Origin of the sequence: Bradyrhizobium elkanii WSM2783, from assembly GCF_000472865.1 — a bacterium.
GTDB lineage: Bacteria > Pseudomonadota > Alphaproteobacteria > Rhizobiales > Xanthobacteraceae > Bradyrhizobium > Bradyrhizobium elkanii_A.
In genome coordinates this window covers 32,528-47,054 of the sequence record NZ_AXAP01000021.1, presented here as the reverse complement: position 1 = coordinate 47,054, position 14,527 = coordinate 32,528, and the positions used below count along the sequence as shown (strand labels likewise).

Sequence of the window (14,527 nt, the reverse complement as noted above, 5' to 3'; positions counted from 1 at the left end):
TGGGGCAATATGGGCAACTTAAGGTCCGCGGCTGCGTTTCGGTGAATGTCGGCAAAGCCGTGACCATCATGCCATATGCGGGTTCTTGCGATGTGGGAGGTGTTCGAGCGCTATCAGCGGAACTTGAGCGCGGTCTACATTGTTGCGCAGAAAGGTTAGACGTGACAGAACCAAACAGGTGCCCCATGGAAGAGCGCTCCGAGTTAGCGGAAAGAATTCTCGATCAAACGGCCGATGCGGTGATCTACGCCGATCGCTCCGGCGCGATTGCCCGCTGGAATCCCGCCGCCGCCGCATTGTTTGGCTATTCGTTGGAGGAGGTGCTCGGCCAAAGCCTCGATCTGATCATCCCCGAGCATCTGCGGGCCGCGCATTGGCGCGGCTTTGAGGCGGCAATGACTGGCGGCGCCATGAAGCTTCAAGGCAAGCCCACGCTGACCCGCGCCTTGCACAAGAGCGGACGCAAGGTCTACGTTGAGATGACATTCGCGATCGTCAAGGACAGCGCCGCTGGCGAAGTGCTTGGCTCGGTTGCCGTGGCGCGAGACGTGACCGAGCGCATTGAACGAGAGCGTGCCGCGACGCGCGCCTCGTGAGATGTTCGCAGGTGCCGCTTTCAACCGGCCCGGCAGGATCGTTGATGCGTCTGTGATAGCCAAGTTTTCTTGGACGTCCGACAATACCGCCATCGACGCAAAACGAGGAAGTCTACGATGCGGTTGTCTAGAGTCGCTGTTTTGATGCTTATCGCTGGAGCTGCAGGCTCCATGTCCGCGTCTCCAGCGATAGCCGCTTCTGACTGTCCCAGATTACTGGAAGTAGCGGATTGGGGCGAGAATTCGACCGGCGACGTTAGCGTCAGCTCAGGAGAAAGTTGCCTATTTCCGATTACGATACGCGGCACGGTGAGCAGCTCGGACATCTTACAAAAGCCGGCACATGGCAGCTTGAAAAAGCTCAACATGACGACTTACGAATACAAAGCGAAGGCTAGGTACAAGGGGAGCGATAACTTTGCCATCAAAGCAGTGGGACAGGGGCCGACGGCTCGGTAATCACTGTGCACGCGACGATCAAATAGCATTGCTCGGGTCCACGGCGCCCGTGCCTGTACCGGGTTGCCGGTGTGACCTCACAATAAGGGTTAGCGCCAACCAAGCGCGGGGGCGATGTGAGTCAAGATCGCCTCGATGACGTGCGCGTTGTAATCCACGCCAAGCTGATTGGGCACGGTCAAAAGCAGCGTATCGGCCTCCGCAATAGCTTCATCCTTGGTCAATTGCGCAATCAGCACGTCCGGCTCGGCGGCATAGCTGCGGCCGAAGATTGCCTTGGTTTTTTCGTCGATGAAGCCGATTTGGTCTGCGTCCTGACCACCGTGTCCGAAGTAGGCGCGGTCCCGGTCGTCGACCAGCGCGAAGATGCTGCGGCTGACTGACACACGAGGCTCGCGCTTGTGACCAGCCGCCTTCCAGGCCTCGCGGAAAGCTCGGATCTGGTTCGCTTGCTGGACGTGGAACGGCTCTCCAGTCTCGTCGTCCTTCAGGGTGGAGCTTTGCAGATTCATGCCCAGCTTGGCCGCCCAGACCGCGGTAGCGTTCGACCCGGCGCCCCACCAGATGCGGTCGCGCAAGCCTTCCGAGTACGGCTCGATGCGCAAGAGGCCGGGAGGGTTCGGAAACATCGGATGCGGATTGGGCTTTGCGAAGCCCTCGCCGCGCAGCAGCTCGAGCAGGATCTCCGTATTGTGCCGGGCCATGTCGGAAGCGGTCTCGCCGTCGCGTGGAACGTAACCGAAGTAGCGCCACCCATCGATGACCTGCTCGGGTGATCCCCGGCTGATGCCGAGTTGCAAGCGCCCACCGGCAATGAGGTCGGCCGCGCCCGCATCCTCGGCCATGTACAGCGGGTTCTCATAGCGCATGTCGATGACTGCCGTGCCGATCTCGATCCGGCGGGTCTTCGCGCCGACGGCTGCCAGCAACGGAAACGGTGAAGCGAGCTGACGAGCGAAATGATGCACACGGAAATACGCACCGTCTGCCCCCAACTCTTCGGCTGCAACGGCAAGTTCGATGGATTGCAGAAGGGCGTCGGATGCCGATCGCGTCTCCGATTGCGGTGAAGGCGTCCAATGCCCGAACGATAGAAAGCCGATCTTTTTCATGGACATTCAGCGTAATCCTTGGGAGGCACATTCGAGGTTGCTGCCCGTTGGCAATCTGCATCAGATGCGCGTAATCGCGTCAACGCCCTGCGCACGATCCACCGCGGCAGGTTGCGAGTGTCGAGTAGCATCATTGACGTATATTTTGGTAGATTCGATGAGGCAATATCCCGGCGTCATGGCCTGCGCTACCGTAGAACGTGTTGAACTTAGTCTGCAGAATGGACAATAGCGATATGAATGAACAGACGACCCCGCATAGCTCGCGGAGCACGCTGCTGGCGGTTGAAGATACCGAATTCTTGCTTCGGGACGAGATGCGATCGATCCGCTTTGCCCTCGAATATGCCAAAGCTGAACTCGCGTTGCGGGATTGGGGAATCCGCTCGACTATCATTGTTTTTGGCAGCGCGCGTGTGCCGTCTCCGGAGCAGGCTGCCGCCGCCGTCGAAGCGGCTCGGACGGAGACCGAGAAGAGGGTGGCTGAGAAATTGCTGCAGCAATCCGAGTTCTACCAGGTCGCGCGCGAATTCGGGCGCATCGCTTCGCAACGCGGCGGCGCCTTCGATCCCAAGAACCGGTGGCGCGACAATGTTGTCGCTACTGGCGGCGGCCCCGGCATCATGGAGGCGGCAAACCGAGGTGCGTCCGATGTCGGTGCTCCAAGCATCGGATTCAACATCACCCTGCCACATGAGCAGATTCCCAATGGCTACATCACGCCGGAGCTCAGCTTCCGATTTCACTACTTCGCAATGCGCAAAATGCATTTGGCCATGCGTGCGAACGCCTTGGCGATTTTTCCCGGCGGTTTCGGAACCATGGACGAGATGTTCGAGGTGCTGACGCTGCAGCAAACGCGGAAGGCCCCTCCAGCGCCCATTGTGCTGTTCGGCGAAAGAGTACTGGCGCAAAATCATCAACTTTGACGCTCTCGTCGAGGAGGGCATGATTTCTGTGGCCGACCCCGGTCTCTTTGAATTTGCGGAGACCGCAGAGGAGGGTTGGGCCTCACTGGTTCGCCGTGGCTTGCGCGCGCACGGTACTAGCCCAGCCGGTTGATCGGCGACGGACGGCGCGGAGCACCGGTATCCGCTTTTTCGGATCATGCCCTAGTCATGCAGGAGCATGTCGCCCGCCACCGGATCGCTGACGTGCAGGCGTTCTGCCTCCGATGCAACTTGCAAGTCGGACCTTCCTGCGAGGGAGGGGACGCAGGCTGAATCGTCACGAGGTTGCCGCGGCAACAGCAGCAAGATCGAACCTGTCAAAACCAGGGCCGCAAGCCGGATCGCGATCACACCCAGCAAGACATCCGATCCGCTTGCGGCAGAATGATTTTTCATCATCGCAGCATGACCGACACGGGCAGGCTGGACAATCTGGAAATGCCGGCGACTGCCTTCGCCGGGAACGAAGGCTTATCGCGATTGTCTGACTGCGACGGTGCTACTTCAGGCTCGACGCGGATCGTCCAGCTCGCGAGATATCGTCAACGCAGTCGGCAATGTGGTTAGACCCAGCCGCCATCGACGATGTAGCTCTGGTTGGTGCAGGCGCTGCTGTCGTCGGCGGCGAAGAACAGGACGGCGCGGGCGATGTCATCAGGCACGAGCTTGCGCTTAAGGCATTGGCGCTGCATGATTTCGGCCTCACCATCGGGCGTCAACCACAGATCCTGCTGCCGCTGGGTCATGATCCATCCGGGCAGGATGGAATTGACCCGCACATTGTTCGGCCCAAGATCGCGGGCGAGCGCACGGGTCAGGCCCTGAACCGCGGATTTGGCGGTGGTGTAGCAGGGCATGTTGCCCTGGCCGATCACCCAGCTCACCGAGCCGATGTTGACGATCGAACCGCCCCCTGCCTGGATCATGTCCGGCGCGATCGCCTGGGCGCTAAAGAACTGATGCTTCAGATTGACCGCGATTCGCTCGTCCCAATATTCCGGCGTGACGTCCTCGATCGCGTGACGGTCGTCGCGGGCCGCGTTATTGACCAGGATGGTGATCGGCCCGAACATCTCGCGGACGCCGGCGACCGCGCGTCTCAGGGCGGCGATGTCGCGCAGATCGGCGTGCTCGAAGTGCACGCTCGCATGCGCCGGCAGGCTGGCCAGGAGATGCTTTGAGGCCTCCAGATCGATGTCGATGAAACCGACCCGCGAGCCTTGGCTGACGAACCGGCGGACGATAGCCTCGCCGATCCCGGAACCGCCGCCGGTCACCAGTACAGTCCGGTCCTTGAGACTTGGATAGATGGCGCCTTGCATTGGCATCCTCTCGATTTTGCGCCTGAAGGGCGTCAGTTGCGTTTGCTGCGGCTCCAACAAGGGCCACGGCTCCCGGTGTTCACTCGGTCGTCTCCATGTGGTTTCGGTCCACGACCCGCAGCGTCCGCCGCACCATGCCGTCGACAATTGCCGCCGACTCGCTAGGACGCACATATATTGCCGTGGACTTGAGCAGCCACGGTAACACCGCCTGGTCGAGCCGCTCCTCATAGGCGCGGCGCATCATGTCAAATGCCTGCAGGCCGGGGCCCGCGAGGATGACATGGTGCGGGCGCAGCACCGATATCGTTGCGGCGACCGCCTCTGCAAGCGCGTGGCCTGCCTGCCGGAATAAGTGCTCGAGACGGGGATCGCCGCCCAGTGCTCGCTGGCGCAGCAGAGCCATCTGCGCCTCGGAAGGCTGCTGCGACACTGCCGGCGGCAGGTCGAGAAAGGTGCGGGCGTCGCGGTAGATCGCGTAGTCGGCGAGATAGGCCTCGATGCAGCCGCGCTGGCCACAGCGGCATTGCGGACCGTTCGGCGCCAACTTGACATGGCCGATCTCGCTGCCGGCGCCGGCGCCCCAGCGCGCTTCGCCGTCGACAACGACGCCCATCCCGACGCCGTGGCCGACCATGATCGTGGCCGAGAGGCCCTGCGCCAGTGCCGGCTCCGCGGCTGCGAGGGCCAGCGCAACTGCGACAGCGTCGTTCGCCATCACGACCTCGACCCCGAATGCCTGACGCATCGGCTTCGCCAGATCGATGTCGGTGACCGACAGCGCCGGACTCCACAGATGCCGTCCGGTGTCGGCGTTCACGATGCCCTGCAGCGCAATCCCGATTCCCAGCAGCCGATGGCGCGGCGTTGCCGTCGCGTCAAGCATAGCATCGATCTGCGCGATCATGAGATCGCACAACGCATCTGCATCGAGAGCGCGCGTCGTGAGTGCAAGTCGCGATTGCGCCAAGCCAGAGCCACTGAAGTCTGCGATCAGTGTCTCAATCAGGTTCATGCGTAGCGAGACCGCGATGATGCGGCCAAACTCCGGGTTCAGGGTCAGCAATACCGCCGGCCGGCCACGGCGACGGCCATTCAGCCCGTCCGTATCCTCTTCGTCGGTATCGTCGGGCCACGACGTCGCCGCCCCGGCGTCGGTCTCGGCCTCGCACAACAGTTCTTCCGCTATCAGTCTCGACGTTATGGCCGAAATGGCCGCGAAGCTCAGCCCCGTACTACGTGCGAGCTCCACGCGCGGCAATGGCCCCTGACGTCGCAAGACTTCGACGAGGCGGCCGCGATTCGATCCGCGGGCCACGCTTGAAGTACGTCTCGGCGGCTCGGGCTGCTCATCCATGCGGGTCTTTTAATTCGTTCAGTGAAGTTAATCAACGTGTGCGGCGCGGGATATGGCCAAAAAGAGCAATGAAGGCTACCTCATCGTACCAATTATACTATTGTTGCGTGAGGAAGCGGATAATAACATCCTTGACTCGATATAGAGTTCCGATAATTTATTCGTATCGTGAATAAAATAAGGCGCACAAAGCGCCGTGCGTGAAGCCCCTCATGGGGTGACGACAGGGAGGTGCACATGAAGAGCTCAATGAAGACATTGATCGTGCCGCTGCTGGTGAGCGCAACGGCGCTCGCGATGGCCACGGGCGCGGCACAAGCGCAGCAGAAAAAGACCATCGCGCTGGTGACCAATGTCGCGGCCGACTTCTGGACCATCGCCGGCCGCGGGCTTGAGAAGGCGCAGAAGGAGCACCCGGAATACAATATCGAGTTGATCGTCACCAACGACGGAACTGCGGCGGGCCAGCGGCGCGAGTTGGATGACTTGCTGGTGCGCGGCGTCGCCGGCATCTCTATCTCTGTAGACGATGCGCCGCACGCAACCGAAGAACTCAACAAGGTTGCGGCCAAGACCGTGTTGATCACGACGGACAGCGACGCGCCGCAGAGCAATCGTCTCGCCTATATCGGCACCGACAACGTCGCGGCTGGGCGGCAGGCGGGCGAGGAGATCAAGAAGGCGCTGCCGAACGGCGGCAAGATCGCGCTGTTTGTCGGAACGATGGACGCTGACAACGCCCGCGAGCGGGTGCAGGGTATCAAGGAAGCGATCGCCGGCACCAAGGTCGAGCTGGTCGACGTGTTCACCGACCAGGTGGACTTCGCCAAGGCCAAGGCGAATATGGAGAACGTGCTCGTCAAATATCCCGACATTGCGCTGTTGTCCGGCCTGTGGAGCTACGAGACACCCTTGATCTATGACGCGGTGAAGGCGGCGGGCAAGGTCGGCAAGGTGAAGATTGTCGGCTTCGACGAGGACCAGCGCACGCTGCGGGGCATTTCCGACGGCACGATCGAATCCACGGTCGTGCAGCAGCCGTACGAGTTCGGCTATCTCTCCGCCAGCAACATCATCAAAACGCTGAACGGCGACAAGTCCTGGATCCCGGCGGATAGCAAGCTGATCGTACCGACCAAGGTGATCGGCAAGTCCAACGTCGCGGAGTTCACCGCATCTCTGAAGGAACTGCTGAAGAAGTGACTTCAGTATGCTTCACCGCCGGGCTGCCGCAGGCGACCGGGCGTTGTGCGGGAGGAAGCGCCAAATGGCGGAAACGCTGCTTGAACTTGCCGGGATCAGCAAGACTTATCCCGGTGTCAGAGCCCTCGACAATGTCAACCTGCGCGTGTACCGCGGCGAGGTATTGGGCCTGATCGGCGAGAACGGCGCCGGCAAGTCGACGCTGATGCGCGTGCTGGGCGGCGTGATCGCGCCGAGCGAAGGCGTGATCCGCATCGGCGGTAACGACCACGCCCGGCTGACGGTGAGCGAGGCGACGCGGGCCGGCATCGCCTTCGTGCACCAGGAACTGAACCTGTTCGAGAATCTCGACGTCGCGGCGAACGTATTCATAGGGCGCGAGAAGCTCACCGGCGGCCCGCTGAAGCTGGTGGACAACGCGGAGATGCGCGCCCGCGTGACGCCGCTGCTGGCGCGGCTGGGCGCCGATTTCACCCCGAGCACGCTGGTCGACGACCTGTCCATCGCGCAGCGTCAGATGGTGGAGATCGCCAAGGCGCTCTCGATTGACGCCCGCGTGATCATCATGGACGAGCCGACCTCCAGCCTGACAATCTCGGAGACCGAACGGCTGCTGGAGGTGATTGCCGACCTGAAGGCGCACGGCATCTCGGTGATCTTTATCTCTCACCGGCTGGGCGAGATCATGACCTGCGCTGATCGCATCGTGGTGCTGCGCGACGGGCGCACGGTGGGGGAGCTGGCGCGCGACGAGCTGAGCCATGCCGCAATGATCCGGCTTATGATCGGCCGCGACCTGAAGGCGCTGTATACGCCGCCCAAACGGCCGCCGCAGCCGGGCGGCTGCGACATTGTCGGCCTCGTGACGTCAGCCTTTCCCGACCGGCAGATCAATCTTTCCGTGCGGAGCGGCGAGATTCTCGGCCTGGCGGGGCTCGTGGGCGCTGGCCGCACCTCGCTCGCCCGCGCGGCCTTCGGCATTGACCCGCTGCTGGGTGGCGAGATCAGGATCGACAACGCGCCGGTCGGTGTCGCGTCGCCGCGGGACGCGATCAGGCAAGGGATTTATCTGGTGCCGGAGGACCGCAAGAAATCCGGGCTAGTGCTTGAACTGCCGATCCGGGAGAACGTGACGCTCGCGAGCTTGCTGAACTATGCGCGGATGTGGCTGGTAAACGGTGCGGCCGAGCGCAAGGTCGCAAAAGAACAGGTTCGGAGCCTGTCCATAAAGGCGCCGAGCATCGATATGGAGGCTGTGACGCTCTCCGGCGGCAACCAGCAAAAAGTAGTGCTGGGCAAGTGGCTCTCCATGCAGCCGCGAGTGATGTTCTTCGACGAGCCGACCCGTGGCATCGATGTCGGTGCCAAGAGCGAGATCTATGTGCTGATGCGCGGCCTCGCCGACCAGGGCGTCGCGATCGTGATGATCTCCTCGGACATGGAGGAGGTCATCGGCGTCTCCGACCGCGTGGCGGTGATGCATGAAGGGAGTGTCAGCGGCGTGCTCGAGCGCGAGCAGTTCAGCGAATATAACGTGTTGCGGCTGGCGGTCGGCCAAGCGCTGGAAACCATGGAAGCCGCTGCGCCATGATGAAGAAAGAACTCGGCCTCTGCCTGCTGCTGGTGGTGATCTCCGCCATCACGGGCGCGATCAATCCGGCCTTTCTATCGTTGGTGAACTTGCTGAATATGGCCAATCTGATCGGCCTGTTCGGCGTGTTCGCGCTCGGCGTGGGGCTTGTGATCATCACCGGAGGCATCGACCTTTCGGTCGGCTCGATGTTCGCGCTGCTTGGTGTCGTATTCGTCGACCTTCTGACGACTTATCAGGTCTATTGGCCCTTCGCGCTGCTGCTCGTCCTGCTCGGCGGACTGGCGCTAGGGGGCATCCAGGGTTTCCTGATCACACGGCTGAAAATGCAGCCTTTCATCGTGACGCTGTGCGGGTTGCTGATCTATCGCGGCGCCGCCCGCTACTATACGAGCGATTCGACACGCGGCTTCGGCTACGGTGACGAGGCCAGCACACTGAGCAACATCGCCTCCGGCAATATCGCGGGCGTCCCGAACACCTTCGTCTTCCTGATCATCCTTGCGCTGATCCTCGGCGTGCTGCTGCACCGCTCGGTCTATGGGCGCTGGCTCTATGCCGTGGGCAAGAACGAGGAAGCGGCGCGCTTCTCCGGTATCCGCACGGATATCGTGATCGCGACCGCCTACATCATCAGCGGCGGGCTCGCCGGCGTTTCAACGGTGTTGTTCGTATTCTACACGAACTCGGTCTCTCCGAGTTCGTTCGGCAATTTCTACGAGCTCTATGCGATCGCGGCTGCGGTTCTCGGTGGGTGCAGCCTACGCGGCGGCGAGGGCTCCATTCTCGGCATCGTGCTGGGGACGGCGCTGCTGCAGGTGCTGCAGAACCTTGTGAACATCCTGGGCATTCCCAATTCCCTGAACTTTGCGGTGATGGGGACCGTGATTCTGCTCGGCGTGCTGGCGGATCAGCAATTGCAGAGCCGTCGGCGGCGCAAGGTGGCGCTGGCCGGCCTGGCCCGCACGGCGCAGAGATCGACACTTGTGCAAGGAAAGCAGAGCGCATCACCGCGCGGCGCGGCTGCGTTGCCAATGAGTACGGGCGATCAGGCATGACAGCTCAGTAAGGAGAATCACGACTTCAACCGCCAGTCGCCATACGGACTGTTTCTTCGGCGGCTGAAATCGGTCTGGGCTGGGGAGGATGCACGTTCCAGGCTCGAGGGCTTTGGGCGGGAACGTGACACAAAATAGACAAAGCCTGGGGACGCTGGGAGTGCCAGAAAATGTTGCATAGATCTGTAAACATCGCGCGCGTGTGCGGGGTGGGGATTGCTTTGTCATCTCTGTTGAGCGGTGGAGCGCATGCGGCCGATTTTTCAACGAAAGCTCCGCCGCTTCCTTATGTTACGGCCGATGATTTCTGGACGAGACCGTATCTGTTTGGCGATCTCGGCAGGACCCAGCTGAAGGAGCAGGGCATCGATATTGGCCTGACGCTGGGCAATGAATCCGTCGGAAACCTGTCGGGCGGAAACAGGAACACCGCGGCCAACGCTGGACAGCTGTGGTTCGGGGCCAAGCTCGATATGGCGAAGCTTGCTGGCATCCCGGGGGGGACGGTCGGCCTCACGCTGGTCCAGCGCTTCGGCGACAATCTGAATACCGAGGCAGGCATTCCGGCCTTGCAGTTGACCAACGAAGTTTTCGGCCGCGGCAATATCTTTCGCCTGACCCAACTCTATTACTCGCAGAAGCTTTTTGATGATCAGCTTGAACTCAAGGCCGGCCGTCTCCCAGTCGGCTCCGACTTCTTCTTCGGTCTGTGCGAGTTCATCAACCTGACCTTCTGCGGCGGCCAGCCCGGCAACATCCAGGGCGGCTACATCTACAACTGGCCGGTGAGCCAATGGGCCGGTGTCGTCCACTACAACTTTGCCAAGGAATGGACGTTTTCGGTCGGCGTCTACGACTCCAATCCGAATTATCTGACGACCTCAGAGCCCAGCATCTACTTCCTGCCAGGCGTCCCCTCCTCAAAACCCGTTTCGGGTGTGTTCGTGCCGATGGAGCTGACCTGGAGCCCGAGCGGTGCCCTGTACGGGACCTGGAGATTGGGCGGCTGGTACGACAGTCAGTCGACGATTGATGGTGGCCTCCCGGGTATCATTGTTACCATCCCGGGCGTCGGTGGTGTTCCGGATCAGAATCTGGGAGATCGAAGAGGCCGCTTCGGAGTTTATGAGTCGATCCTGCAGCGGTTGACCGTTGACGGTCCGGGCGCGCTGGGTTGGTATACCTTCCTCAATACGACCGTCGCCGATCACCGGACGTCGTACCAGGACTACCAGATCGCCTGGGGCGTCAAGCACACCGGAACATTCGCCTGGCGCCCCCAGGACGAAGTCGGCTTCGCTGTGGGCACGACCCACGTGAACTCGGCCGCTCTCAGCCCGAATGCAGGAGGTAACGAAATTCCGATCGAAGCTTGGTACGGTTGGCAGGCGACCGGCTGGATGAACCTCAAATTCGACCTCCAGTATGTGATCAATCCCGGCGGGCGCGGGTATAATGCCGACGGCGTGAAGACCGATAATGCCTGGGTTCTTGGTCTGCGCACCGAGGTCCATTTCTGATGCGACGGTAGCCCGTTCGGGTCAAACATTGAGCTACTCTGACGCGAAAGGTGTGTGCATGCCCGTATGCGGGCATGCCGAGAGGAGAAAAGCCGGCAGATCGCTGCCGCACTGCTCACCGGCGCTGCGACCATTGAAAATGCGGCCGCCACATCGCAGGCGGGTTATGGGCATGCGCCGGATCGTCGAAGCGTTCGAAGACTGAGCCATGACCGAGACAACGCCACGCATTGCAAGGGACGTTTTCGGCGCGCTGCCCGATGGCCGCCCGGTCGATCGGGTGGTGCTCTCGGGCGCGCGCGGCTTCGAAGCGCATGTCATCACCTATGGCGCAGCGCTTCAGGCACTGATCGTGCCCGATGCGGTTGGCCGCTGCGAAGACGTCGTGCTCGGTCACGACGATCTTGCAGGCTATTTGCGCGAGCGGCACTTCTTCGGCGCGACGGTCGGCCGCTACGCCAATCGCATCGCCAATGGCCGTTTCGTGCTCGATGGCGAGGTCGTTCAGCTTGCAGCCAACAACGGCGCGCATGCGCTCCATGGCGGCCCGGAGGGTTTTGACCGAAAGCTCTGGCGGATCGCTGACATCGAGAATGGGGCGGAGCCGATAGTGACCTTGGCCCATGTCAGCGCTCACGGCGAGGAGGGCTATCCCGGCCGGCTCGACATTCGCGTCGGCTATCGGCTGACCGGGCCGACGGAATTATCCGTCAGCTTCGAGGCACGCGTCGATCGTCCGACGATCGTCAACCTGACCAACCACAGCTTTTTCAATCTCGAAGGCGCTGCGTCAGGCGTGGACATCCTCGACCACCGGCTCACGATCGCCGCCGACCGTTTCCTCGCGATCGATCCGAGCGCGATTCCCTTGCCGGAGGCGCCCCGCGCGGTCGCCGATACGCCCTTCGATTTCCGCAAGTCCACGGCAGTCGGTGCCAGGATCCGCTGCTATGATGCGCAGCTTCGAAACGGTAGAGGCTACGACCATAACTTCTGCCTCGATGATGCTGGCGAGCTACGCCTCGCGGCCCGGCTCGAGGCGCCAAGATCGGGGCGGATTCTCGAGCTCCTGACCGATCAGCCTGGATTGCAGATCTATTCCGGAAACTATCTCGATGGCTCGGTTGTCGGAAAGCGAGGCCGGCTCTACCGGCAATCCGACGCTATCTGCCTCGAACCGCAGGTCTGGCCTGATGCGCCAAACCGCGCAGACTTTCCAAGCGCGCGCCTTGCGCCCGGCTCGGTCTATCGGCACCACAGCGTCTATCGGTTTAGTTCCGCGGGCGGGCCGACATGATGGAGCAAGTGCCGACGTCCATTCTGTGCGCCGAGCGCTGCCACCTCGGCGAGGGCCCGACCTATGATGCGGCGACAGATACCGCCTGGTGGTTCGATATCCTCGAGAGCAGGTTGTTCGAGGCTCGCCTCGCGAGCAGACAGGTCCGCGTTCACCGGCTCGGCAGGATGGCGAGCGCGCTAGCGCGCGTTGACGCGGAGCGTCAACTTGTTGTCGCGGAAGACGGTCTTTATGTCCGTTCGATCGCCGATGGCTCGATGACGCTTTATCGTCCGCTCGAGGCCGACAATCTCGTCACCCGATCCAACGATGCGCGGGTGCATCCGTCCGGAACGATCTGGATCAGCACCATGGGACGCAAGGCGGAGGCGGGGGCAGGCAGCGTCTACGCGCTCCATAACGGCGAGCTCTCGCGCCTCTTTGCGAACATCACGATTCCGAACGCCATCTGCTTTTCGGTCGACGGCGCGCTCGGCTATTTCGCCGACACCGCGAAGAACGAACTCTATCGCATCGCGCTCGACCCCGTGACAGGCCTGCCGCGCGGCGCACCCGAAGTTTTGCTGCGACACCGTGGTATTGGCGGCCTTGACGGCGCGGTGGTCGATGCCGACGGCCTGATCTGGAATGCGCGCTGGGCTGGCGGTTGCGTTGATGTCTATAGTCCGCAAGGCGAGCATCTGCGATGCCTGCATGTCCCGGCGCGTCAGCCGAGCTGTCCGGCGTTCGTCGGGCCCGATCTGTCGCGTCTTCTGGTCACCTCGGCCTGGCAAGACATGGATGCGGCGGCGCGTGCTGCCGACCCGGATCATGGGCGCACGTTCGTCCTGGACGTGGCTGCACGCGGCCGACCGGAGCCGGACGTCAGGCTTGCTAATTCCTAGGAGATAGTCCCGCCCAAATCCTCACTGCAACGACAGAAACGTTCCTAACCCAACGGGAGTGAAAATATGGCCAGACTGAAAACCACGTTGCTTATGCTCGCACTGGCGGGCCTTACCGCCGCGGCATCCGGCCGCGTCGCGCTTGCACAGAAAGCGACGATCGGCATCGCGATGCCGACAAAATCCTCCGCGCGGTGGATCGACGACGGCAACAACATGGCCAAGGTGCTGCGCGAGCGCGGCTACGGCACTGACCTGCAATATGCCGAGGACGATATTCCGAACCAGCTCGCGCAGGTCGAGAACATGGTGACCAAGGGAGCCAAGGTGCTGGTGATCGCGGCGATCGACGGCACCACTCTCTCGGACGTGCTCAAGCAGGCCAAGGCCAAGGGCATCACCGTGATCGCCTATGACCGCCTGATCCGCGACACGCCGAATGTCGACTACTATGCGACCTTCGACAACTTCCAGGTCGGCGTCCAGCAGGCGCAGTCGATCGAACAGGGGCTGGGGCTGAAGGAGGGCAAGGGCCCGTTCAACATCGAGCTGTTCGGCGGCTCGCCTGACGACAACAACGCCTACTTCTTCTACAACGGTGCGATGTCAGTGCTGCAGCCCTATATCGACAGCGGCAAGCTGGTCGTCGGCAGCAAGCAGACGGGCATGGACAAGGTCTCGATCTTGCGCTGGGACGGTGCGACCGCGCAGGCGCGCATGGACAATCTGCTCAGCGCCTTCTACGGCAAGAAGCGCGTCGACGCGGTGCTCTCCCCGTATGACGGCCTCTCCATTGGCATCATCTCCTCGCTGAAGAGTGTCGGTTATGGCACGCCCGATCAGCCGATGCCGATCATCAGCGGCCAGGACGCAGAGGTGCCGTCGATCAAGGCAATACTGCGGGGCGATCAATATTCCACCATCTTCAAGGATACCCGCGATCTCGCGCGGGTGACGGCGGATATGGTCGACGCCGTGCTCAACGGCAAGGAAGTACCCGTCAACGACGCCAAGACCTACAACAACGGAGTCAAGACGGTGCCGTCCTATCTGCTCAAGCCGGTGGTGGTGTACAAGAGCAATTGGGACAAGGTGCTGGTTGACAGCGGTTACTACAAGCGCTCGCAATTCGAGTGAGCAAACTGGTCCGGCAAGCGCAGAAGGCCCGCTTGCCGGAC

12 protein-coding genes and 1 pseudogene are annotated in these 14,527 nt (G+C 61.8%); 9 read left to right on the top strand and 4 right to left on the bottom strand.

Annotated features, from left to right (window positions below):
* Window positions 1-185 precede the first annotated feature (185 nt).
* Window positions 186-596, top strand: coding sequence for a PAS domain S-box protein (locus YY7_RS0119570; RefSeq protein ID WP_028164691.1), 411 nt, complete (start codon window positions 186-188; stop codon window positions 594-596).
* Between the two features lie 548 nt (window positions 597-1,144).
* On the opposite strand, the gene YY7_RS0119560 is transcribed toward YY7_RS0119570, so the two are convergent.
* The gene (locus YY7_RS0119560) at window positions 1,145-2,167 is read right to left on the bottom strand and encodes an LLM class flavin-dependent oxidoreductase (RefSeq protein ID WP_028164690.1); all 1,023 of its coding nucleotides are present in this window, start codon (window positions 2,165-2,167) and stop codon (window positions 1,145-1,147) included.
* 221 nt (window positions 2,168-2,388) lie between these two features.
* Here YY7_RS0119560 and YY7_RS52220 point away from each other — a divergent pair.
* Window positions 2,389-3,229 (top strand): annotated as a pseudogene (locus YY7_RS52220) (LOG family protein).
* Window positions 3,230-3,279: 50 nt separating this feature from the next.
* Here the strand turns inward: YY7_RS52220 and YY7_RS0119550 are convergent.
* The 3 genes from YY7_RS0119550 to YY7_RS0119540 form a co-directional block, all read right to left on the bottom strand.
* Window positions 3,280-3,516, bottom strand: a complete 237-nt coding sequence (locus tag YY7_RS0119550; protein ID WP_245287331.1) for a hypothetical protein — start codon at window positions 3,514-3,516, stop codon at window positions 3,280-3,282.
* A 164-nt stretch (window positions 3,517-3,680) separates the two neighbouring features.
* Window positions 3,681-4,439, bottom strand: a complete 759-nt coding sequence (locus YY7_RS0119545; RefSeq protein ID WP_028164688.1) for an SDR family NAD(P)-dependent oxidoreductase — start codon at window positions 4,437-4,439, stop codon at window positions 3,681-3,683.
* 79 nt (window positions 4,440-4,518) lie between these two features.
* Entirely contained in the window at window positions 4,519-5,796 is a 1,278-nt protein-coding gene (locus YY7_RS0119540; protein WP_028164687.1) for an ROK family protein, read from the bottom strand.
* Window positions 5,797-6,033: 237 nt separating this feature from the next.
* Between YY7_RS0119540 and YY7_RS0119535 the strand changes: the two genes are divergently transcribed.
* The 7 genes from YY7_RS0119535 to chvE all read left to right on the top strand — a co-directional run bounded on the left by YY7_RS0119535 (window position 6,034) and on the right by chvE (window position 14,486).
* Window positions 6,034-6,999 (top strand): sugar-binding protein, encoded by a 966-nt coding sequence (locus YY7_RS0119535; RefSeq protein ID WP_080663780.1) that lies wholly within the window; start codon window positions 6,034-6,036, stop codon window positions 6,997-6,999.
* Window positions 7,000-7,063: 64 nt separating this feature from the next.
* Entirely contained in the window at window positions 7,064-8,590 is a 1,527-nt protein-coding gene (locus YY7_RS0119530; RefSeq protein WP_028164685.1) for a sugar ABC transporter ATP-binding protein, read from the top strand.
* On the top strand, window positions 8,587-9,648 hold the full coding sequence (locus YY7_RS0119525) for an ABC transporter permease (RefSeq protein WP_028164684.1): 1,062 nt from the start codon (window positions 8,587-8,589) through the stop codon (window positions 9,646-9,648). The genes YY7_RS0119530 and YY7_RS0119525 overlap by 4 nt, the downstream gene beginning before the upstream one ends.
* Window positions 9,649-9,818: 170 nt before the next feature.
* Window positions 9,819-11,168 carry a carbohydrate porin gene (locus YY7_RS0119520; RefSeq protein ID WP_028164683.1) on the top strand — a complete coding sequence of 450 codons (1,350 nt, stop codon included), beginning with the start codon at window positions 9,819-9,821 and terminating at the stop codon, window positions 11,166-11,168.
* A 208-nt stretch (window positions 11,169-11,376) separates the two neighbouring features.
* Window positions 11,377-12,465 carry an aldose epimerase family protein gene (locus tag YY7_RS0119515; protein ID WP_028164682.1) on the top strand — a complete coding sequence of 363 codons (1,089 nt, stop codon included), beginning with the start codon at window positions 11,377-11,379 and terminating at the stop codon, window positions 12,463-12,465.
* Window positions 12,465-13,349, top strand: a complete 885-nt coding sequence (locus tag YY7_RS0119510; protein ID WP_028164681.1) for an SMP-30/gluconolactonase/LRE family protein — start codon at window positions 12,465-12,467, stop codon at window positions 13,347-13,349. Before YY7_RS0119515 ends, YY7_RS0119510 begins: the two co-directional genes overlap by 1 nt.
* Before the next feature lie 66 nt (window positions 13,350-13,415).
* On the top strand, window positions 13,416-14,486 hold the full coding sequence (gene chvE, locus YY7_RS0119505) for a multiple monosaccharide ABC transporter substrate-binding protein (protein ID WP_028164680.1): 1,071 nt from the start codon (window positions 13,416-13,418) through the stop codon (window positions 14,484-14,486).
* Window positions 14,487-14,527: the final 41 nt, after the last annotated feature.

Coding starts and splice junctions, on each gene's coding strand:
- YY7_RS0119535 (WP_080663780.1), top strand. CDS start 6,034: ATGAAGAGCTCAATGAAGACATTGATCGTGCCGCTGCTGGTGAGCGCA.
- YY7_RS0119545 (WP_028164688.1), bottom strand. CDS start 4,439: ATGCAAGGCGCCATCTATCCAAGTCTCAAGGACCGGACTGTACTGGTG.
- YY7_RS0119530 (WP_028164685.1), top strand. CDS start 7,064: ATGGCGGAAACGCTGCTTGAACTTGCCGGGATCAGCAAGACTTATCCC.
- YY7_RS0119550 (WP_245287331.1), bottom strand. CDS start 3,516: ATGATGAAAAATCATTCTGCCGCAAGCGGATCGGATGTCTTGCTGGGT.
- YY7_RS0119520 (WP_028164683.1), top strand. CDS start 9,819: ATGTTGCATAGATCTGTAAACATCGCGCGCGTGTGCGGGGTGGGGATT.
- chvE (WP_028164680.1), top strand. CDS start 13,416: ATGGCCAGACTGAAAACCACGTTGCTTATGCTCGCACTGGCGGGCCTT.
- YY7_RS0119560 (WP_028164690.1), bottom strand. CDS start 2,167: ATGAAAAAGATCGGCTTTCTATCGTTCGGGCATTGGACGCCTTCACCG.
- YY7_RS0119515 (WP_028164682.1), top strand. CDS start 11,377: ATGACCGAGACAACGCCACGCATTGCAAGGGACGTTTTCGGCGCGCTG.
- YY7_RS0119570 (WP_028164691.1), top strand. CDS start 186: ATGGAAGAGCGCTCCGAGTTAGCGGAAAGAATTCTCGATCAAACGGCC.
- YY7_RS0119525 (WP_028164684.1), top strand. CDS start 8,587: ATGATGAAGAAAGAACTCGGCCTCTGCCTGCTGCTGGTGGTGATCTCC.
- YY7_RS0119540 (WP_028164687.1), bottom strand. CDS start 5,796: ATGGATGAGCAGCCCGAGCCGCCGAGACGTACTTCAAGCGTGGCCCGC.
- YY7_RS0119510 (WP_028164681.1), top strand. CDS start 12,465: ATGGAGCAAGTGCCGACGTCCATTCTGTGCGCCGAGCGCTGCCACCTC.